The sequence below is a fragment of the Streptomyces klenkii genome, assembly GCF_003626645.1.
Lineage (GTDB): Bacteria > Actinomycetota > Actinomycetes > Streptomycetales > Streptomycetaceae > Streptomyces > Streptomyces klenkii.
On record NZ_RBAM01000003.1, the window covers coordinates 169,108 to 189,288 of the forward strand.

The following is a 20,181-nucleotide window of genomic DNA, read 5'->3' on the forward strand; positions in this document are numbered from 1 at the left end:
GACGCATGGGCGAGCACGGCAAGACCACGTTCCCGCAGGAGGTCCTGGACCAGTGGGCCGGCAGCGGGCTCGACCTGCCCGCCCTCTTCTCGGCCGGGCACCTCGGCGAACGCATGGGCGTGCGCGTCGTCGAGGCCTCCGCCGACCGCGTCGTCGGCACCATGCCCGTCGAGGGCAACACCCAGCCGTACGGACTGCTGCACGGCGGCGCCTCCGCCGTGCTCGCCGAAACCCTCGGCTCCGTCGGCGCGATGCTGCACGGCGGGCCCTCGCGCATCGCCGTCGGCGTCGACCTCAACTGCACCCACCACCGCGGCGTCCGCTCCGGACTGGTGACCGGCGTCGCCACGCCCGTCCACCGGGGGCGCACCACCGCCACGTACGAGGTCGTCGTCACCGACGAGCAGGGCAAGCGCGTGTGCTCCGCGCGGCTCACCTGCGTCATCCGCGACGCGGGGTGACCGGCGCCGCCGAAGCGTGACCACCGGCGGGGGCGACTTGGCATTCCGCCGGGCCCCGCCGCCTGGGTTTCTCGCCGTTGCGGCGGACAAATCTGTTTCCGCCGCACCACACGGCTTACTGCCGGCACGCCAAGGACTTCCCTCCGCCGCAGCGGCGAGCAACCACCACGTCGCAGACCGGCGGTGCCGAACTGCGGGCAGACGACTTCCCCGCATCCCGGATGCGCTCTACCTTCGCACCATGCGGGCACCCCTACGCGGCCGAACGGCCTGCGCCTCGCTGCTGACAGCCGCCCTCCTTTCCGGCTGCGGAGGCTCCGCAGCCGGCCCCGCCCCGCAATCCCCCGAGCCCGCCTCCCCCGTGCAGCTGTGCACCAAGCTCATCTCGTACTGGGCCGAACAGGACCTCACCGGCGGCAAGTGGGCCGGCCTCGACTGGGAACAGAAGGGCCTGTCGAACGAGCAGTACGAGCTCTACAGCGACATCGTGCAGGCGGCGCGCGCCGAACAGCGACAGCACGGGACGGACGCGGCCCTCACATGGCTCCGGCGCCGATCCGCCGAGCGCTGCAAAGCCACCAACGGAGCGACCGGCAGCTCCGAGAACTGGCGACCCCCGACGTAACGTTGTGTAACCACAGGGCAGAGCGGGAAGCGTAGGGGCGGCGACGCAAGCACCGCCCGCATGGCCGGACATCCCCCTCCCGCACCCCCGACCACTTAGCGGAACTGCACTTTCTGGCTCCGCACTCGGGGGACAAATCACCATCCGCGAAGATCATTCGCTCAGCACTGCTACACAGAATTCCCCAGAAGTGAGCTGCGTCATAACAAGACAGTCACATCATGGCCAGCACCTCTGCCCCCCGTCGCCGCACCCCCTTAGAGTCACGGCCAGTCACCACCCCGCGGGGAAAGGACACACCGTGCGCCATCGTCCCCTGCTCCTCCTCACCAGCACCCTCGCCGCCGGCGCCCTCACCCTCAGCGCCTGCGGCTCACGCGACGACGGCGGCAAGAGCGACGACAGCGACGGCGGCGGCGCGCAGACCACCGTGGTCATCGGCGTCGACGCCCCGCTGACCGGCTCCCTCTCCGCCCTCGGCCAGGGCATCAAGAACTCCGTCGACCTCGCCGCCCGCACCGCCAACAAGAACAAGGAAGTCAAGGGCGTCACCTTCCGCACCGAAACCCTCGACGACCAGGCCGTCCCGGCCTCCGGCCAGCAGAACGCCACCAAACTCGTCGCCGACAAATCCGTCCTCGGCGTCGTCGGCCCCCTCAACTCGGGCGTCTCCCAGTCCATGCAGGGCGTCTTCGCCCGCGCCGACCTCACCCAGGTCTCCCCCGCCAACACCAGCCCCGAACTCAGCCAGGGCGACAGCTGGCTCAAGGGCGACAAGAAACGCCCCTTCAAAACCTACTTCCGCACCGCCACCACCGACATCATCCAAGGCCGCTTCGCCGCGCAGTACGCCTACAACGACGCCAAGAAGAAAAAAGCCTTCATCGTCGACGACAAACAGACCTACGGCGTCGGCCTCGCCTCCATCTTCGGCCAGGAATTCAAACGCCTCGGCGGCGAAGTCGTCGGCACCGACCACATCACCGTCAAAGAAACCGACTTCTCCAGCGTCGCCAACAAGGTCAAGAACAGCGGCGCCGACATCGTCTACTACGGCGGCCAGTACCCCGAAGGCGGCCTGCTCTCCGACCAGGTCAAGAAGGCCGGCGCCCACATCCCCCTCATGGGCGGCGACGGCATCTACGACCCCGCCTTCATCAAGGCCTCCAGCGAGAGCAACGACGGCGACCTGGGCACCTCCGTCGGCTACCCCGTAGAAGACCTCGACTCCGCGAAGGCCTTCGTCCAGAACTACAAAGCAGCCGACTACAAAGACCCCTACGCGGCGTACGGCGGCTACTCCTACGACGCCGCCTGGGCCATCATCCAGGCCGTCAAGAGCGTCGTCACCGCCAACAACGGAAAACTCCCCGCCGACGCCCGCGCCAAAGTCACCGAAGCCATGGGCAAGGTGTCCTTCGAAGGAGTCACCGGAAAGGTCTCCTTCGACGAATTCGGCGACACCACCAACAAACAACTGACCGTCTACCAGGTCAAGGGCGACGCCTGGAAGTCCGTCAAGAGCGCCACCTTCAAGGACTGAGCTCTCGCAGGCGCCGAGCACGCGTCAAAGACTGAGTCCTCTCCAGCACCGAGCACTCGTCAAGGACTGAGCTCTCTCAAGCGCCGAGCACACGTCAAGCACCGCGCACCCGTCACCGACCGAGCACCCACCCGGACCCCGGCCCACCGCGCGAGGAAGCGACCAACCCACGCCCTCGCGCGGACCCGCACCCGACCACCCGCAACGGAGGCCCAGCGGTGCACCAACTGCCGCAAACGCTGGTCAACGGACTCGCCCTCGGTGCCCTCTACGGCCTCATCGCCATCGGGTACACCATGGTCTACGGCATCGTCCAGCTCATCAACTTCGCCCACGGCGAGATCGTCATGATCGGAGCCTTCGGCGCCCTCACCATCCACCTCTGGCTCCCCGGCGGCACCCCCCTGCCCGCCGCCCTCCCCCTCATGCTCATCGGCGGCGCCATAGCCTCCGTAGCCGTCGCCACCGCGGCCGAACGCTTCGCCTACCGGCCCCTGCGCACCGCCCCCCGGCTCGCCCCCCTCATCACCGCCATCGGCCTCTCCATCGCCCTCCAGCAAATCGTCTGGGCCTTCTACCCCGACGCCAAGAAATCCCGCGGATTCCCGCAGTTCCAAGGCGACGCCTTCGAACTCGCCGGCAACCTCCACCTCCAGCGCGACGACCTCTTCGTCCTCATCGCGGCACCCCTGTGCATGCTCGCCCTCGGCCTCTTCGTCGCCAAAAGCCGCACCGGCCGCGCCATGCAAGCCACCGCCCAGGACCCCGACACCGCAAAACTCATGGGCATCAACACCGACCGCATCATCGTCCTGGCCTTCGCCATCGGCGGCGCCTTCGCCGCCGTCGCCGCAGTCGCCCAAGGACTCCGCGCCGGACAGATCAACTTCGAAATGGGCTTCATCCTCGGCCTCAAAGCCTTCACCGCCGCCGTCCTCGGCGGCATCGGCAACATCTACGGAGCCATGCTCGGCGGAGTCGTCCTCGGCATCGCCGAAGCCGCCGCATCCACCTACATCCAGCACATCCCCGGAATGCAGCAACTCGGCGGAGGCGGCTGGAAAGACGTCTGGGCCTTCGCCCTCCTCATCCTCGTCCTCCTCATCAGGCCCCAAGGGCTGCTCGGCGAACGCGTCGCGGATCGGGCGTGAGAGCAATGAACCCACAGACAACCCCGGCAGCACACACACCCCCCACCGCCGAAGCCGTCCCCCTCATCCCCCTCCCCCTCAACACCGCTCGCGCCCTCACCACCGCCGGCGCCCTCCTCAGCGCCGCCTCCACCTTCCTCTCCTGGACCTGGACCACCCGCTTCCCCGGCAACCTCACCGTCAACGGCTACCCCGGCGGACTCCAGCTCCTCACCCTCACCGGCGCCCTCCTCACCCTCGCCTACGCCCTCACCTCCTGGAACATCCCAGGCCTCCGCTGGCTCAACCCCACCGGCAGCCACAACGCCACCGCCCTCCTGGCCATCGCCACCCTCGCCACCACCTGGTACACCCTCATCGCCATCGCCGCACAACTCGGCGGCCTCGCCAACCTCGAACCCGGCGGCTACACGGCCGCCCTCACCACACTGCTCACCCTCCTCGGCACCCTCGCCCTCCCCCTCGACCGACGCCCCGCCGACCCCGCCCCGGCCACCGGCCGCCTGAGCAGCACCCGCGCCGCAACCGCCGTACGCTCCGCCCTGCGCACCCTCGGCCCCGGCCGCACCGGCAAGCAGCCGCCCCTGCCCCGGCCCCTGCCGCCCTGGGCCGAAATCCTCGTCATCGCCGCAGCTTTCGGCCTCGCCCTCGGCATCGTCACGTACGGAATCGGCACCGCCTACGGCGAACTCTTCACCGGCTTCCTGCTCCTCGCCGGCTTCGGCACCGCGGGCCTCGCCCGGGCCGGACTCCTCGGCCGGCTCACCGCACTGACCGCCAAGCACCGCACACCCACCGTCACCGCCGCCTTCGTCGCCGCGGCCCTCTTCCCCCTGACCCAGGACACCGACCAGTACACGCTCATCGCCGTCAACATCCTGATCTTCTCGACCGTCGCCCTCGGCCTCAACGTCGTCGTCGGCCTCGCCGGCCTCCTCGACCTGGGCTACGTCGCCTTCCTCGGCGTCGGCGCCTACACCGCCGCCCTCGTCTCCGGCACCACCGCATCCACCCTGGACATCCGGTTCCCCTTCTGGGCCGCCGTCCTCACCGGCGCCGCCGCCTCCCTCGTCTTCGGCGTCGTCATCGGCGCCCCCACCCTCCGGCTGCGCGGCGACTACCTCGCCATCGTCACCCTCGGATTCGGCGAGATCTTCCGCATCACCGTCGGCAACCTCAACGGCGAATCCGGCCCCTCACTCACCAACGGCCCCAACGGCATCCCCAACATCCCCGACCTCGTCCTCTTCGGCTACTCCTTCGGCAAGACCCACCACCTCGGCAGCATCACCCTCAACCCCTTCGCCAACTACTACCTCCTGATGCTCCTCTTCACCGTCATCGTCGTCCTCGTCTTCAGCCGCGCCGGCAACTCCCGCATCGGCCGCGCCTGGATCGCCATCCGCGAGGACGAAACCGCCGCCACCGCCATGGGCATCAACGGCTTCCGCCTCAAACTCCTGGCCTTCGCCCTCGGTGCCACCCTCGCCGGACTCGCCGGCACCGTCCAGGCCCACGTCGCCTACACCGTCGTCCCCGAGCAGTACGTCTTCGCCGGCCCCGTACCGCCCAACTCCGCCTTCCTCCTCGCAGCAGTCATCCTCGGCGGCATGGGCACCATCAGCGGCCCCCTCCTCGGCGCCGCCCTCCTCTACCTCATCCCCGCCAAACTCCAGTTCCTCCAGGACTACCAACTCCTCGCCTTCGGCGCCGCCCTCATCCTCCTCATGCGCTTCCGCCCCGAAGGCCTCATCCCCAACCGCCGCCGGCAACTCGAATTCCACGACGGAACCACCACCGGCAGCACCCTCACGCACGCGGAGGCGACCACCCCATGACCACCCCCGCCACCGCCCCCGCGAAAGCCCCCGCAGCAACCCCCGTCCTCACCGCAACAGGCGTCACCATGCGCTTCGGCGGCCTCACCGCCGTACGCGACGTCGACCTCACCGTCCACCACAACGAAATCGTCGGCCTCATCGGACCCAACGGCGCCGGCAAAACCACCTTCTTCAACTGCCTCACCGGCCTCTACGTCCCCACCGAGGGCACCGTCGCCTTCAAAGGCGCCAAGCTGCCACCCAAACCCCACCTCGTCACCAAAGCCGGCATCGCCCGCACCTTCCAGAACATCCGCCTCTTCGCCAACATGACCGTCCTCGAAAACGTCCTCGTCGGCCGCCACACCCGCACCAAAGAAGGCCTCTTCTCCGCCCTCCTCCGCGGCCCCGCATTCCGCCGCGCCGAAAAAGCCTCCGAAGAACGCGCCATGGAACTCCTCACCTTCACCGGACTCGCCGGCAAACGCGACCACCTCGCCCGCAACCTCCCCTACGGAGAACAACGCAAGCTCGAAATCGCCCGCGCCCTCGCCAGCGACCCCGGACTCCTCCTCCTCGACGAACCCACCGCCGGCATGAACCCCCAGGAAACCCGCGCCACCGAAACACTCGTCCACGCCATCCGCGCCCAAGGCACCGCCGTCCTCGTCATCGAGCACGACATGCGCTTCATCTTCGCCCTCTGCGACCGCGTCGCCGTCCTCGTCCAAGGCGAAAAACTCACCGAAGGCACATCAGAAGCCGTCCAAGCCGACGAACGCGTCATCGCCGCATACCTGGGCACACCCTTCGAAGGCGCACCGGGAGAAGAAGAAGCCGCGGAAGTCGCCGCGGCCGAAGCACGCACCGAAGAAGGGGAGGAGAACCAGTGACCGCCCTCCTCGAAGTCAACGGCCTCCGCGTCGCCTACGGCAAGATCGAAGCCGTCAAAGGCATCAGCTTCAGCGTCGAAGCCGGCCAGATCGTCACCCTCATCGGCACCAACGGCGCCGGCAAAACCACCACCCTGCGCACCCTCTCCGGACTCCTCAAACCCCTCGCCGGCACCATCCGCTTCGACGGCCGCCCCCTCGCCGGCATCCCCGCCCACCGCATCGTCGCCCTCGGCCTCGCCCACTCCCCCGAAGGCCGCCACATCTTCCCCCGCCTCACCATCGCGGAAAACCTCCAGCTCGGAGCATTCCTCCGCAAAGACGGCGAAGCCATCGCCAAGGACGTCCAGCGCGTCTACGACCTCTTCCCCATCCTCGGCGAACGCGCCCGCCAAGCCGCCGGCACCCTCTCCGGCGGCGAACAGCAGATGCTTGCCATGGGCCGCGCCCTGATGTCCCGCCCCAAGCTCCTCATGCTCGACGAGCCCTCCATGGGCCTCTCGCCGATCATGATGCAGCGGATCATGGCCACGATCACCGAGCTCAAGGCCTCCGGCACGACCATCCTGCTCGTCGAGCAGAACGCCCGGGCCGCGCTCTCCCTGGCCGACCGCGGCCACGTCATGGAAATCGGAAAGATCGTCCTCTCCGGAACGGGGGCGGACCTCCTCCACGACGAGTCGGTACGCAAGGCGTACCTGGGCGAGGACTGACGAGGGCCCGTGTCCTGTACGGACACGGGCCCTCGCTCGCGGTGCGGGTACGGCCGGGGCTACTGCCCCTTCGCCGCCTTCTTCTCCTCGGCGTCCTCAATGACCGCCTCGGCGACCTGCTGCATCGACAGACGGCGGTCCATCGACGTCTTCTGAATCCAGCGGAACGCCGCCGGCTCGGTCAGCCCGTACTGCGTCTGAAGGATGCTCTTCGCCCGGTCCACCAGCTTCCGCGTCTCCAGCCGCTGCGAGAGGTCGGCGACCTCCTTCTCCAGAGCCTTCAGCTCCGTGAAGCGGGAGACGGCCATCTCGATGGCCGGGACGACGTCGCTCTTGCTGAACGGCTTCACCAGGTACGCCATGGCCCCGGCGTCCCGGGCCCGCTCGACGAGATCGCGCTGGGAGAAGGCGGTCAGCATCAGGACCGGGGCGATCGAGTCCCGGGCGATCTGCTCGGCGGCGGAGATCCCGTCCAGGACGGGCATCTTCACATCGAGGATCACCAGGTCGGGCTTGTGCTCCCGGGCCAGCGCGACCGCGGTCTCACCGTCGCCCGCCTCGCCCACGACGGAGTAGCCCTCTTCCTCAAGCATCTCTTTGAGGTCGAGCCGGATCAGGGCCTCGTCCTCGGCGATCACCACGCGGGTGACGTGGGGAGGGGTGTGCGTCGGCTCGTCGTCGACGGGCGGCGTGGGCTCGGCGGCGGTCACGGGTCTCCTCGTTCCAGGACAGGGTGCTGCTGCACGAGCCTACCCGCGCGACTTCCGCGGGCCCCACAAGGTAAGCTGACCGCGCCATGCCTGGCCGGGTTGGTGGAACGGTATACACGGAGGTCTCAAACACCTCTGCCTGAGAGGGCTTGCGGGTTCGAATCCCGCACCCGGCACATAGCTTCCGCTAAGCGGATCATCCCCTTCTCGTGAAGTTTGACCGCTTTCACTCCGTGCAGCCGTTCCATCGCGCACGGTTGTTCCATGCAAATGCACGGCTCCAAGCTGCGTCAGAAGGCCCTGGACCTCATTGCCTCCGGCACGACGAACGCTGAGGTCTCCCGACGGCTGGGCATCCCCGTAGGCACAGTCAGCTACTGGCTCCACATGGACCGGTCCAAGCGTGGGGAATGCCCGGGTCCCCACCGGCCCAAGTGTCCGCGGTGTGATGGCAGTGAGCTCGACGAGGCCGCCTACTCGTACCTCCTCGGTCTCTACCTCGGCGACGGCCACATCAGCCAGCCCATCCAGCACCGGGTCCCCAACCTCATGATCACCTGTGACGAAGGCTGGCCCGGGCTCATGGACGCCTGCGAGGCCGCCATGCAAGCCGTGTTTCCCGACAACCGGGTATGCCGGGTCAGACGGACCGGCTGTCGCAACGTGAAGGTGTACTCCATGCACTTACCCTGCATGTTCCCCCAGCACGGCCCCGGCAAGAAGCATGACCGGAAGATCGCCCTGGAAGCCTGGCAGCAGGAGATCGTCGACGCGCACCCGTGGGAGTTCATCCGCGGACTCATCCACTCCGACGGCTGCCGCATCACGAACTGGACCATTCGCCACGTCGGCGGGGAGCGCAAGCGCTACGAGTACACGCGCTACTTCTTCACCAACAAGTCCGACGACATCCGGAAGCTCTTCTCAGACACCCTCGACAAGGTCGGCATCGAGTGGAAGATGACCCGGCGCGGGGCCGACCCTTTCAACATCTCCGTCGCCCGGCGTGACTCCGTCGCACTGATGGACCTCATCATCGGCCCGAAGCACTGACGTAGTCGGCACTACTCCTCACCAATGTGGTGCACCCGCACCATATTCGTCGTGCCCGGCGTCGCCGGGGGCGAGCCCGCTGTGATGATCACCCGGTCCCCCTTCCGGCATCGGCCGATCCTCAGCAGGTACTCATCCACCTGGTCGACCATCTCGTCCGTCGTCTGGACCATCGGGCCCAGGAACGTCTCCACTCCCCACGTCAGGCTCAGCTGGGCCGCCGTTGACGCCTCCGGCGTGAACGCCAGGAGGGGGATCGGGGAGCGGTACCGGCTCAGGCGGCGGACCGTGTCGCCGGATTGGGTGAAGGCGACGAGGAACTTCGCTTCCAGGAAGTCACCCATCTCGGCGGCCGCACGCGCCACCGCGCCGCCCTGGGTGCGGGGCTTGCTCCGCTCGCTCAGGGGCGGGAGGCCCTTCGCGAGGAGGTCCTCCTCCGCCGCGGCGACGATGCGGCCCATGGTCTTGACCGTCTCGACGGGGTACTTGCCCACGCTCGTCTCGCCGCTGAGCATGACCGCGTCCGTGCCGTCGATGACGGCGTTGGCGACATCCGACGCCTCGGCGCGCGTGGGGCGGGAGGCGTCGATCATCGAGTCGAGCATCTGCGTGGCCACGATGACCGGCTTCGCGTTCCGCTTCGCGAGCTTGATGGCTCGCTTCTGGACGATCGGGACCGTTTCCAGCGGCATTTCGACGCCGAGGTCGCCGCGGGCGACCATGATGCCGTCGAAGGCGGCGACGATGCCGTCGAGGTTCTCGACGGCCTGCGGCTTCTCGATCTTGGCGATGACGGGGCGGCGGCGGCCTTCCTCGTCCATGACGCGGTGGACGTCGGCGACGTCGTCCGCGCTGCGGACGAAGGACAGGGCGATGATGTCGGCGCCGATGCCGAGGGCCCAGCGCAGGTCTTCGACGTCCTTGTCGGAGAGGGCGGGGACGGAGACGGCGACGCCGGGGAGGTTGAGGCCCTTGTGGTCGGAGACCATGCCGCCCTCGATGACGATGGTCCGCACGCGCGGGCCGTCGACCTCGGTGACCTCCAGGGTGACGCGGCCGTCGTCGACGAGGATGCGCTCGCCCCGGCTGACGTCGGCGGCGAGGCCGTCGTAGGTGGTGCCGCAGGTGTGGCGGTCGCCTTCGACGGGCTCGACGGTGATGGTGAATTCATCGCCGCGTTCAAGGAGTACGGGTCCTTCGCGGAAGCGGCCGAGGCGGATCTTCGGGCCTTGAAGGTCGGCGAGGACGCCGACGCTGCGGCCGGCTTCCTCGGCCGCCTTGCGTACGCGCTGGTAGCGGGCCTCGTGGTCGGCGTAGGTGCCGTGGCTGAGGTTGAAGCGGGCTACGTCCATGCCGGCGTCGACGAGTGCCTTGATCTGCTCGTACGAGTCGGTGGCGGGCCCGAGGGTGCAGACGATTTTTGCTCGGCGCATGCTTCGACCTTATGACCTACCGGTGGGTAGTGGATCCGTCGCCGGCGACAGCCCAACGGCCTTTCGGTAAAAGGTTTTTGACAATGCATGAACGTGCGGGTGCGCGCTCCGATGAGCGGTTCAGAGGCGGGGCGGCGTCATGGTGAAACGGGCGTTGACCTGGGCGTGGACGGTCTGGCGCTGGGGTTCGAGATCCAGTTCGGGTTCGGGTGCGGCTGCGGCTCCGTATCCGCCGCGGGCCATCCCGGGGTAGCCGATGTTCTCGGCGCCGTCGTCGGCGAGTTCCAGGAGGGCGGTGAGGCGGGCGCCGAGGGCGTCGGCGTATTCGCGGGCGCGCTGGACGGCTTCTTGTACGGCGAGGCGGCGGGCTTCGCGGTGTGCGGGTGAGTCGGGGCGGAGGGACCACCAGGGGCCGGTGATGCTGGTGAGGGGGAGGTCGGCGATGCGGGTGGTGAGTTCGCCGAGGACGGTGAAGTCGTTGAGGGTGGCGGTGAGGTGGACGCTGCCGTGGTAGGAGCGGACGCGCTCGTGGCGGCCTTTGTCGGCGAACTGGGGGGCCACCGTGATGAGGCCGGTTTCGAGTTTTTCGACGGCGTCGCCGTAGGACTTGACGAGGTCGAGGGCCCGGGTGTTGCGGAGTGTGAGTTCTTCGAGGGTGGTGGTGCGGTCGGTGTTGCGTGCGGTGACGGCGATGTGGATGTGGGCGATTTCGGGGTCGACTTCGAGGCGGGCTTCGCCGCGGACGGAGACGCGGGGGGTGTCGGGGGTGCCGTAGGGCAGGGGTGTGGATGCGGTCATGTGGTCAGTGTGGCCTCTCGTTGCTCGGGGTGGGGTTACTGGGGAGTCACCGGATCGCAACCTTGGGAGGGTGTCGCGTTGCGGGGCGGGCGGGTCAGAATCTACGCGCGTTGTGAGCATGTCAGCGCTGTCAGCTTTGCGACTTTGGGGAGAAGAAGTGCCGCTGAACCGGAGGAATTTTCTGGAGCGTACTGCCGCGACGGGCGCGGGGGTCGCGCTCGTGGGGGCGGTGGGTGCCGGGTCGGCCGAGGCGCAGGGGGTGGATGCGGGTCTCGTGGGTGGCCGGGGGAAGCGGAAGTATTCCTTCACCGTGATGGGGACGACGGATCTGCACGGGAACGTCTTCAACTGGGATTACTTCACTGACGCCGAGTTCGATGACAAGGCACACAATGACGTGGGCCTGGCGAAGATCTCGACGCTGGTGAATCAGGTGCGGTCGGAGAAGGGGCGCCGGAACACCCTGCTGATCGATGCGGGTGACACGATTCAGGGCACCCAGTTGTCGTACTACTACGCCAAGGTGGATCCGATCACCAAGGCGCACGGTCCGGTGCATCCGATGGCGCAGGCGATGAATGCGATCGGGTATGACGCGGCGGCGCTGGGGAATCACGAGTTCAATTACGGTATTCCGGTGCTGCGGAAGTTCGAGGAGCAGTGTGATTTTCCGCTGCTGGGGGCGAATGCGCTGGATGCGAAGTCGCTGCGGCCGGCTTTTGCTCCGTATGTGATGAAGCGGGTGTGTACGCCGTTCGGTCGTGATGTGAAGGTGGCGATTCTGGGACTGACGAATCCGGGTATTGCGATCTGGGACAAGGCGAATGTCCAGGGGAAGATGGTGTTCCCGGGTCTGGAGGAGCAGGCGGCGAAGTGGGTGCCGCGGCTGCGTTCGATGGGTGCGGACGTGGTGATTGTTTCTGCGCATTCGGGTTCGAGCGGGACGTCTTCGTACGGTGATCAGCTGCCGTACATCGAGAATGCGGCGGCGTTGGTGGCGGAGCAGGTGCCGGGGATCGACGCGATTCTGGTGGGGCACGCGCACACGGAGATCCCGGAGTACCGGGTGGCGAACAAGAAGACGGGCAAGCAGGTGGTGTTGTCCGAGCCGCTGAAGTGGGGGCAGCGGCTGACGCTGTTCGACTTCGGGCTGGTGTGGGAGCGGGGCCGCTGGCAGGTGGAGTCGGTGTCGGCGAAGGTTCTGAACTCGAACACCGTGCCGGAGGACAAGAAGATCACTCGGCTGCTGCGTGATGAGCACGAGAAGGTCGTGGCGTATGTCAATCAGGTGATCGGTACGTCTACGGCGGCGATGAGCGCGGCCGAGGCGGCGTACAAGGACACTCCGATCATCGACTTCATCAACCATGTGCAGAAGGAGACGGTGAAGGCGGCGCTGGCGGGGACGGCGTACGCGGCGCTGCCGGTGCTGTCGCAGGCATCGTGCTTCTCGCGGACGGCGTCGGTGCCGGCGGGCAAGGTGTCGATCCGGCAGGTGGCGGGGCTGTATCCGTTCGAGAACACGCTGGAGGCCCGGGTGCTGACGGGTGCGCAGCTGCGGGAGTATCTGGAGTTCTCGGCGCATTATTACGTGCGGACGGCGGCCGGTGTTCCGGTGGATCCGGCGAAGCTGACGAATGCGGAGAGCATTCCGGATTACAACTATGACGTGGTCAGCGGCCTCTCGTACGAGATCGACATCGCGAAGGCGCCGGGGGCGCGGGTCGCGAAGCTGATGTTCGACGGGAAGCCGCTGGATGACGCGGCCGAGTTCGTCCTGGCGGTGAACAATTACCGGGCCAGCGGTGGGGGGAATTTCCCGCACGTGGCGCGGGCGAAGCAGGTGTGGGCCAACTCGGAGGAGATTCGTAACACGATCATTTCCTGGGTGAAGGCGCAGGGGTCGATCGATGTGGAGCGGTTCGCGTCAGTGGACTGGAAGCTGACGCGGGATGGTGCGCCGGTCTTCTGATCCGGTGTTGCGGGGTCGTGGTTGAGTCCGCGGTTCCAGGCCGAATGTGGTGAAGGCGGTCCGCTCCGGGAGGGGGTAGGCCGCCTTTCCTGTGATGGCGTTGAGGATGGTGGCGCTGCGCCAGGCGGCGAGGCCGAGGTCGGGGGTGCCGACGCCGTGGGTGTGGCGTTCGGCGTTCTGGACGTGGATGGCGCCGCGGACGAGGGGGTCGAGGACGAGGCGGTGGTTCTCGTCGATGCGGGGGCGTTCGCTGTGGTCGCGGCGGATGTAGGGGTCGAGGGCGGCGAGGAGGGTGTCGACGGGGCGTTCGCGGTAGCCGGTGGCGAGGATGACGGCGTCGGTGGTGATGCGGGAGCGGGTGCCTTGCTGGGCGTGTTCGAGGTGGAGTTCGACGCGGGTGGTGCCGACGCGGCCGGCGGTGCGGACGAAGACGCCGGGGGTGAGGACGGTGTCGGGCCAGCCGCCGTGGAGGCTGCGGCGGTAGAGCTCGTCGTGGATGTCGGCGAGGGTTTCGGTGGCGATGCCTTTGTGGAGCTGCCATTGCTGGGGCAGGAGTTGGTTGCGTACGGCTTCGGGGAGGGCGTGGAAGTAGCGGGTGTAGTCGGGGGTGAATTGTTCGAGGCCGAGTTTGCTGTATTCCATGGGGGCGAATGCGGGGGTGCGGGCGAGCCAGTGGAGTTTTTCGCGGCCGGCGGGGCGGTTGCGGAGGAGGTCGAGGAAGACTTCGGCGCCGGATTGGCCGGAGCCGATGACGGTGATGTGTTCGGCGGCGAGGAGGCGTTCGCGGTGGTCGAGGTAGTCGGCGGAGTGGATGACGGGGACGGCGGGGGCGTCGACGAGGGGGCGTAGGGGGTCGGGGACGTGGGGGGCGGTGCCGACGCCGAGGACGAGGTTGCGGGTGTAGGTGCGGCCGAGGGCTTCGGCTTCGCCGTCGGAGTCGAGCTGGGTGAAGTCGATTTCGAAGAGGCTGCGTTCGGGGTTCCAGCGGATGGCGTCGATCTGGTGGCCGAAGTGGAGGCCGGGGAGGTGCTGGCTGACCCAGCGGCAGTAGGCGTCGTATTCGGCGCGCTGGATGTGGAAGCGCTCGGCGAAGTAGAAGGGGTAGAGGCGTTCGCGTGATTTGAGGTAGTTGAGGAAGCTCCAGGGGCTGGTGGGGTCGGCGAGGGTGACGAGGTCGGCGAGGAAGGGGACCTGGAGGGTGGTGCCGTCGATGAGCAGGCCGGCGTGCCAGCGGAAGGTGTGGTTCTGGTCGTAGCAGGCGGTGCGGAGGCCGGGGATGCCGTGGGCGAGGGCGGCGAGGGAGAGGTTGAAGGGGCCGATGCCGATGCCGGCGATGTCGAGCGGCTGGTCGGGGGTGGTCTGGGGGGCTTCGGCGGGCGAGGGGGGCGTCTGGGCCCGGGGGCCCGGGTCGGGCTGGGGCGGCGGGGTGCCGGGGGTGTTCTCCGGGGGGTTGTTGGGGGGTGGCGGGGTCTTCATCGGCGTACCTGGCCTTCCACGAGGGTGAGGAGTGTGCGGAGGTCGTCGGGGGTGGTGTGGGGGTTGAGGAGGGTGGCCTTGAGCCAGAGGCCTTCGGGGGTGGTGGTGCGGCCGAGGACGGCGTGGCCGTGGTGGAGGAGGGTGCGCCGGAGTGCGGCGGTGGTGCGGTCGTCGGTGCCGGTGGGGCGGAAGAGGACGGTGCTGAGGGTGGGGCGTGCGTGGAGGTCGAAGGAGGGGTGGGCCTCGATGAGGTCGGCGAGGTGCTGTGCGGCGGTGCAGACGCGCTCGACCAGGTCGCCGATGCCGCGGCGGCCGAGGGCGCGGAGGGTGACGGCGATCTTGAGGATGTCGGGGCGGCGGGTGGTGCGCAGGGAGCGGCCGAGGAGGTCGGGGAGGCCGGCGCGGGTGTCGTCGGGGGCGTTGAGGTATTCGGCGTGGTGGGCGAGGGGGGTGAGGGCGGTGGTGTCGGGGACGGCGAGGAGGCCGGCGGCGACGGGCTGCCAGCCGAGTTTGTGGAGGTCGATCGCGATGGTGTGGGCCTGGTCGAGGCCGTCGAGGGCGGGGCGGAGGGTGTCGCTGAAGAGGAGCGGGCCGCCGTAGGAGGCGTCGGCGTGGAGGCGGGCGCCGTGGGTGCGGCAGAGCTCGGCGACGGCGGGCAGGGGGTCGATGCGGCCGGTGTCGGTGGTGCCGGCGGTGGCGATGACGAGGGTGGGGGCGCCGGTGGCGGTGAGCTCGGTGAGTGCTGTGCGGAGGGTGGCGGGGTCGAGGACGCCGGTGGGGGTGGGGAGGGTGAGGGGGGCGGGGAGGCCGAGGAGCCAGGCGGCGCGGTGGATGCTGTGGTGGGCGTTGGCGCCGCAGACGACGCGGAGGGGCGCGGGGGCGCGGCCCTCGGCCTGCTCTTTGGCTGCTTCCCCGGCTTCTCCGGCCGCCTCTCCGGCCGCCTCTCCGGCCGCCTCCCCGGCTGCTTCCCGGGCCGCCTCTCTGGCCAGGAGCAGGGCGAGCTGGTTGGACTCGGTGCCGCCGGTGGTCACCAGGGCGTCCGCGGAGGGGCGTCCGGGGTAGGCGAGGGCGGCCAGGGCGCGGGTGGTGAGGGTTTCGAGGGCGGTGGCCGCCGGGGCCTGGTCCCAGGAGTCGAGGGAGGGGTTGAGGGACGCGGCCGCGAGGTCGGCCGCGGCGGCCAGGGCCAGCGGCGGGCAGTGGAGGTGTGCGGCGCAGTGGGGGTGTGCGGGGTCGGCGGCGCCTTCGGCGAGGGCGCTGACGAGGGTGTGGAGGGCTTCGTGGGCGCCGGTGCCGGTCTCTGGGAGGGCGGGGGCGGCCAGGGCGCGCAGGCGGGCGGTGACGGCTTCGGGGCCGCCGGCCGGGAAGGGGCCCGCGCGGGTGGCGGCGCCCTGGGCGAGGGCGTCGAGGGTGGTGTCCAGGAGGGGGTGGAGGGCGTGCGGGCCGTGGGATCCGCCGGCGAGTGGGACAGGGGTGTCCTCGGGGGCCTCGCGGGGTGAGGCGACGGTGGGGCCGGCGGACGCAGGCATGGCTTTGCCCCTTTTGGGTTGACTTCGTGCGCGTGCTGTGCGGTCGCTTGCGGGCGGTGACGAGCAGCAACTGCAACAAGTTACGTTCGGCGCACGGTCGGTGACCGGCGTAGGGGCGGGTTTCGCTCGATGGTGGTACGGCCGTGCGACGGGCGTGAGTTGTGTCTGCTAATGGGGTCCGGGGCGGACGCACCCTCTTCCGTCGACTAATCTGCACCCCATGGCCATGAACTTTCTCGCTCTCGACGTAGGGCCGCTCAAGCCCGAGCCCGCGCCGCTCGTCCTCGGCGCGGTGCTGTTCTTCATCACCTTCGCCCTGATGGCGAAGGTGCTGCTGCCCCGGATCAACAAGGTCCTCGTCGAGCGCGAGAAGGCCACCGAGGGCCGCTTCGACGAGGCGGAGGAGACGCGCGCCGAGGCGGCCCGCGTCCACGCCGAGTACCAGGAGCTGCTGGCGGAGGCCCGGCACGAGGCCGCGCGCCTGCGCCAGGAGGCGACCGAGCAGGGCACCGCGATCGTCGCCGAGCTGCGGGCCGAGGGCCAGCGCCAGCGCGAGGAGATCATCTCCGCGGGTCACGCAGTGATCGACGCCGAGCGCGCGGTCGCCGAGGCCGAGCTGCGCGAGCAGGTCGGCGTGCTGGCCACGGAGCTGGCGGGCCGCATCGTCGGTGAGGACGTCGCCCAGTCCGCGCGCGACAACGGCACGGTGGACCGCTTCATGGAGGAGCTGCGCACCGCGCAGGCCTCCGACGCCGCCCGCGAGGCGCGCGGCTGACGCCGGCCGCCGCTGGGACATTCTCGGACGCCGAAGGCTCCGCACCCTTTCCGGGGTGCGGAGCCTTCGGCGTTCTCGGCGTTCTCGGCGTTCTCGGCGTTCTCGGCGTTCTCGGCGTTCTCGGTATGCCTACCGGCCGGCGTTCCTGATACGCAGGGCGCGGCGCAGGTCGTCGAGCTCGTCGGTGAGCCGGCGGCGCAGGGCGGGGAGCGGGTCCGCGGCGGCCAGGCACTCCTCGCCGAGGTCGAGGGTGCGCTGCTCGACGAGGGTGCGGGGGAAGCCGGCGGCGCCCGCGGCGGTGGCCAGGGCCGGGCCGCGGCGGGCGGCGAGGGCGACGGCTGCGGGGTAGTAGCGGTCGAGGTAGGGGCGGACGAGGGCGTGCTGCTCGGGCTGCCAGAAGCCCTGGGCGGTGGCGGTGAAGAGGTAGTTGGAGAGTTCGGGGCGGTGCCCGGGGTCGTACATGGCCTGCCAGGCGGCTTCCTTGGCGGCCGGGTCCGGCAGGGCGGCGCGGCAGCGGGCCGCGCCTTCCTGGCCGGTGGCGCTGGGGTCGCGGGCGAGTTCGGCGTCGATGTCCTCGGTGGTGGTGGCGCCGAGGGCGGCGAGGCGGGCGAGGGCGCGCCAGCGCAGTGCGGGGTCGAGGGCGGGGCCGCCGGGGACGGTGCCGTCGCGGAGCCAGGCGTGGAGGGTGTCCGGGGCGGTGGTGCTGTCGATGAAGGTGCGGACGGCCGTCAGGCGCAGGCCCTGGGCGGCGGTGTCCTCGCCGCGTTCCCGGGTGCGGTCGAGGAGGTCCCGGGCGAGGGTGGTGAGGCCGGTCAGGGCCGCGGGGCGGTCGGCGGGGGTGACGTAGCGGTCGGCGACCTGCCCGCGGGCGAAGGTGAGGACGGCGCCGGTGATGGCCACGTCGCTCTCGTGGGGCAGGTGGGTGCGGGCGGCGTTCAGGTAGGCGGCGGGGGTGAGTTCGCCGTCGCGGACCATGTCGCGGGCGGCGTTCCACAGGACGGCGCGGTTCAGCGGGTCGGGCAGGCCGTGCAGGGAGCGCAGGGCGGTGTCCCAGGACGCGGGGTCGAGGCGGATCTTGGCGTACGTGAGGTCGCCGTCGTTGAGGAGGAGCAGGTCGGGGCGGGTGCCGGGGAGGGACGTGGCGGGGCCTGTCTGCGGCACGTCCAGTTCGAAGCGGTCGCGGAGCGTGAGGCGGGCGGGGTCCGCGGGGTCCCGGTCGTACGCGCCGACGGCGATGCGGTGGGGGCGGGTGCCGTCCTGGCCGACGGTGAGCTGCCAATGGCCGTCGGCGTCGCCGGTCGCCGCGGTGAGGGTGTCGACGCCGCTGGTGCGCAGCCAGCGGTCCGCCCAGGCGTGGACGTCGCGGTCGGTGTGGCGGGCCAGGGAGTCGAGGAAGTCGGCGAGGGCGGCGTTGCCGAAGCGGTGGCGGGCGAAGTGGTCGTTGATGCCCGCGAGGAAGTCCTTCTCGCCCAGCCATGTGACGAGCTGGCGCAGGGCGGAGGCGCCCTTGGCGTAGGAGATGCCGTCGAAGTTCAGGAGTGCGGAGGCGGTGTCCGGGACGGCGGCGGGGTCGGGGGCGACGGGGTGGGTCGAGGGGCGCTGGTCGGCGTCGTAGCCCCAGCCCTTGCGGGCGCAGGCGAAGTCGGTCCAGGCGCCGCCGAAGCGGGTCGCTTCCGCGAGGACCTGGTAGCCCATGTACTCGGCGAACGACTCGTTCAGCCAGATGTCGTCCCACCAGCGGAGGGTGACGAGGTCGCCGAACCACATGTGGGCCATCTCGTGGGCGATCGTCACGCCGCGGGTCTCGCGTTCGGTGTCCGTGACGGCCGACCGGAAGACGTATTCGTCGCGGAAGGTGACCAGGCCGGGGTTCTCCATGGCGCCGGCGTTGAACTCGGGCACGAACGCCTGGTCGTAGGAGTCGAACGGGTACGGCTCGTCGAAGATCTCGTGGAAGCGGTCGAAGCAGCGGCGCGTGATGTCCAGGAGCTCGTCGGCGTCCGCGTCGAGGTGCGGGGCGAGGGAGCGGCGGCAGTGCAGGGCGAACGGCAGGCCGGCGTGCTCGGTGCGGACGGTGTGCCAGGGGCCGGCGGCGAACGCCACGAAGTAGGTGCTCAGGGGCTGGGTCGTGGCGAACTCCCAGCGGCCCTCGCCTCCGGCCCCGGCCGGGTCGTTGGTACGGGTCGCCACGGCGTTGCCGAGGACGGTCCAGTGCGGCGGGGCGGTGACGGTGGCGTCGAAGACCGCCTTCAGGTCGGGCTGGTCGAAGGACGCGAAGACGCGCTGGCTGTCGTCGAGGAACGCCTGGGTGTAGACGTACGTCTCGCCGTCGGCGGGGTCGGTGAAGCGGTGCATGCCTTCGCCCGTACGGGAGTAGCGCATGTCCGCCTCTATGAGCAGCTCGTGCTCGCCGGCGGTGAGGGAAAGGGGCAGCCGGTTGTCGTCCAGCGCGGCCGGGTCGAGGGGGCGGCCGTCGAGGACGGCGCGGCGCAGGGCGGCGGGCTTGACCTCGGCGAAGGTGTCGCCGGCTTCGCGTGCGGTGAAGCGGATGAGGGTGGTGGAGGCGAAGAGGTCGTCGCCGCGGGTGAGGTCGAGGGCGACGGTGTAACGGTGCACGTCGAGGAGGCGGGCGCGGGTTTCGGCTTCGGCGCGGGTGAGTACGGGCATGGCTTCATCCTGCCGGGTCGCCGGCGCTGTGCCGAGGCCGGATTCCGGGCCGTGCGCGTTCCCGGTGCGGACCGGGTTACGGGCGAGCCCGGGGGCTGAGCGCCGCCGCGGCGGGGGTGAGGGGGCGCGGATCGCCCCCTTGCCCCCGTGGCGGAGGCCGGCGGTGCCGGACCGGACTGCCGGTCAGTCCGGCACCGCCGAAACACTCCGTGGGGGCCGAGCACCGCTGCGGCGGAAGGAGGGGGGCGCGGACCGCCCCCCTTGCCCCCGTGGCGGAGGAGAGCACGTCTCCGCAGGGCTGGTGCCCCGCGCCCTCTCCCCCGCCGCGGCGGCGAGCAACCGCCACGGCGGAGGCCGGCGGTGCCCGGCCGGGCAGGAGGTTGGTTCGGCACCGCCGAGACAGATCGTGGGGGCTGAGCGCCGCCGCGGCGGAAAGAGAGGGCGCGGACCGCCCCCTCACCCCCGCGGCGGCGGAGGGCACGCCTCCCGGCGAAGGCCGGGCGCTGCGGGGCGAGACTGGGGCCCCGCACCCTGACCCCCGCCGCAACGGCGAGCAACCGCCACG

At 69.9% G+C, this 20,181-nt stretch carries 16 protein-coding genes and 1 tRNA gene; 11 read left to right on the forward strand and 6 right to left on the reverse strand.

All coding sequences use genetic code 11. The features are described 5' to 3' along the window. Nucleotides 1-5: 5 nt before the first annotated feature. The 7 genes from D7231_RS07490 to D7231_RS07520 all read left to right on the forward strand — a co-directional run bounded on the left by D7231_RS07490 (nucleotide 6) and on the right by D7231_RS07520 (nucleotide 7,206). Nucleotides 6-461, forward strand: coding sequence for a PaaI family thioesterase (locus tag D7231_RS07490; RefSeq protein ID WP_120754157.1), 456 nt, complete (start codon nucleotides 6-8; stop codon nucleotides 459-461). Nucleotides 462-702: 241 nt separating this feature from the next. After that, entirely contained in the window at nucleotides 703-1,086 is a 384-nt protein-coding gene (locus D7231_RS07495; RefSeq protein WP_120754158.1) for a hypothetical protein, read from the forward strand. Between the two features lie 301 nt (nucleotides 1,087-1,387). After that, a complete protein-coding gene (locus D7231_RS07500; RefSeq protein ID WP_120754159.1) occupies nucleotides 1,388-2,629 on the forward strand; it encodes a branched-chain amino acid ABC transporter substrate-binding protein in 1,242 nt (413 codons plus the stop codon). A 218-nt stretch (nucleotides 2,630-2,847) separates the two neighbouring features. Continuing rightward, the gene (locus D7231_RS07505) at nucleotides 2,848-3,780 is read left to right on the forward strand and encodes a branched-chain amino acid ABC transporter permease (RefSeq protein ID WP_120754160.1); all 933 of its coding nucleotides are present in this window, start codon (nucleotides 2,848-2,850) and stop codon (nucleotides 3,778-3,780) included. Between the two features lie 5 nt (nucleotides 3,781-3,785). Beyond that, a complete protein-coding gene (locus D7231_RS07510) occupies nucleotides 3,786-5,618 on the forward strand; it encodes a branched-chain amino acid ABC transporter permease (protein ID WP_120754161.1) in 1,833 nt (610 codons plus the stop codon). Beyond that, complete coding sequence (locus D7231_RS07515; RefSeq protein ID WP_120754162.1) at nucleotides 5,615-6,493, forward strand: ABC transporter ATP-binding protein; 879 nt, start codon at nucleotides 5,615-5,617, stop codon at nucleotides 6,491-6,493. The genes D7231_RS07510 and D7231_RS07515 overlap by 4 nt, the downstream gene beginning before the upstream one ends. Then, entirely contained in the window at nucleotides 6,490-7,206 is a 717-nt protein-coding gene (locus D7231_RS07520; protein ID WP_120754163.1) for an ABC transporter ATP-binding protein, read from the forward strand. Before D7231_RS07515 ends, D7231_RS07520 begins: the two co-directional genes overlap by 4 nt. A 59-nt stretch (nucleotides 7,207-7,265) precedes the next feature. On the opposite strand, the gene D7231_RS07525 is transcribed toward D7231_RS07520, so the two are convergent. After that, on the reverse strand, nucleotides 7,266-7,916 hold the full coding sequence (locus tag D7231_RS07525) for an ANTAR domain-containing response regulator (RefSeq protein ID WP_030366561.1): 651 nt from the start codon (nucleotides 7,914-7,916) through the stop codon (nucleotides 7,266-7,268). 93 nt (nucleotides 7,917-8,009) lie between these two features. On the opposite strand from D7231_RS07525, the gene D7231_RS07530 reads away from it, so the two are divergent. Continuing rightward, nucleotides 8,010-8,092 (forward strand) — tRNA-Leu (locus D7231_RS07530). 88 nt (nucleotides 8,093-8,180) lie between these two features. After that, nucleotides 8,181-8,969, forward strand: a complete 789-nt coding sequence (locus D7231_RS07535) for a helix-turn-helix domain-containing protein (RefSeq protein WP_120754164.1) — start codon at nucleotides 8,181-8,183, stop codon at nucleotides 8,967-8,969. Between the two features lie 11 nt (nucleotides 8,970-8,980). On the opposite strand, the gene pyk is transcribed toward D7231_RS07535, so the two are convergent. After that, nucleotides 8,981-10,402, reverse strand: a complete 1,422-nt coding sequence (pyk, locus tag D7231_RS07540) for a pyruvate kinase (protein ID WP_120754165.1) — start codon at nucleotides 10,400-10,402, stop codon at nucleotides 8,981-8,983. Nucleotides 10,403-10,522: 120 nt separating this feature from the next. Then, on the reverse strand, nucleotides 10,523-11,200 hold the full coding sequence (locus tag D7231_RS07545) for an SIMPL domain-containing protein (protein ID WP_120754166.1): 678 nt from the start codon (nucleotides 11,198-11,200) through the stop codon (nucleotides 10,523-10,525). A 157-nt stretch (nucleotides 11,201-11,357) separates the two neighbouring features. Between D7231_RS07545 and D7231_RS07550 the strand changes: the two genes are divergently transcribed. Next, on the forward strand, nucleotides 11,358-13,172 hold the full coding sequence (locus tag D7231_RS07550; protein ID WP_120754167.1) for a bifunctional metallophosphatase/5'-nucleotidase: 1,815 nt from the start codon (nucleotides 11,358-11,360) through the stop codon (nucleotides 13,170-13,172). Here D7231_RS07550 and D7231_RS07555 read toward each other — a convergent pair. Then, complete coding sequence (locus D7231_RS07555) at nucleotides 13,128-14,648, reverse strand: lysine N(6)-hydroxylase/L-ornithine N(5)-oxygenase family protein (RefSeq protein WP_120754168.1); 1,521 nt, start codon at nucleotides 14,646-14,648, stop codon at nucleotides 13,128-13,130. The genes D7231_RS07550 and D7231_RS07555 overlap by 45 nt on opposite strands. Further along, nucleotides 14,645-16,174: a pyridoxal phosphate-dependent decarboxylase family protein gene (locus D7231_RS07560; protein ID WP_120754169.1), complete on the reverse strand. Its 1,530-nt coding sequence runs from the start codon at nucleotides 16,172-16,174 to the stop codon at nucleotides 14,645-14,647. Before D7231_RS07560 ends, D7231_RS07555 begins: the two co-directional genes overlap by 4 nt. Nucleotides 16,175-16,394: 220 nt before the next feature. Between D7231_RS07560 and atpF the strand changes: the two genes are divergently transcribed. Further along, nucleotides 16,395-16,949 carry a F0F1 ATP synthase subunit B gene (gene atpF, locus D7231_RS07565; RefSeq protein WP_120754170.1) on the forward strand — a complete coding sequence of 185 codons (555 nt, stop codon included), beginning with the start codon at nucleotides 16,395-16,397 and terminating at the stop codon, nucleotides 16,947-16,949. Between the two features lie 129 nt (nucleotides 16,950-17,078). On the opposite strand, the gene pepN is transcribed toward atpF, so the two are convergent. Further along, on the reverse strand, nucleotides 17,079-19,616 hold the full coding sequence (gene pepN, locus D7231_RS07570) for an aminopeptidase N (RefSeq protein ID WP_120754171.1): 2,538 nt from the start codon (nucleotides 19,614-19,616) through the stop codon (nucleotides 17,079-17,081). Nucleotides 19,617-20,181: the final 565 nt, after the last annotated feature.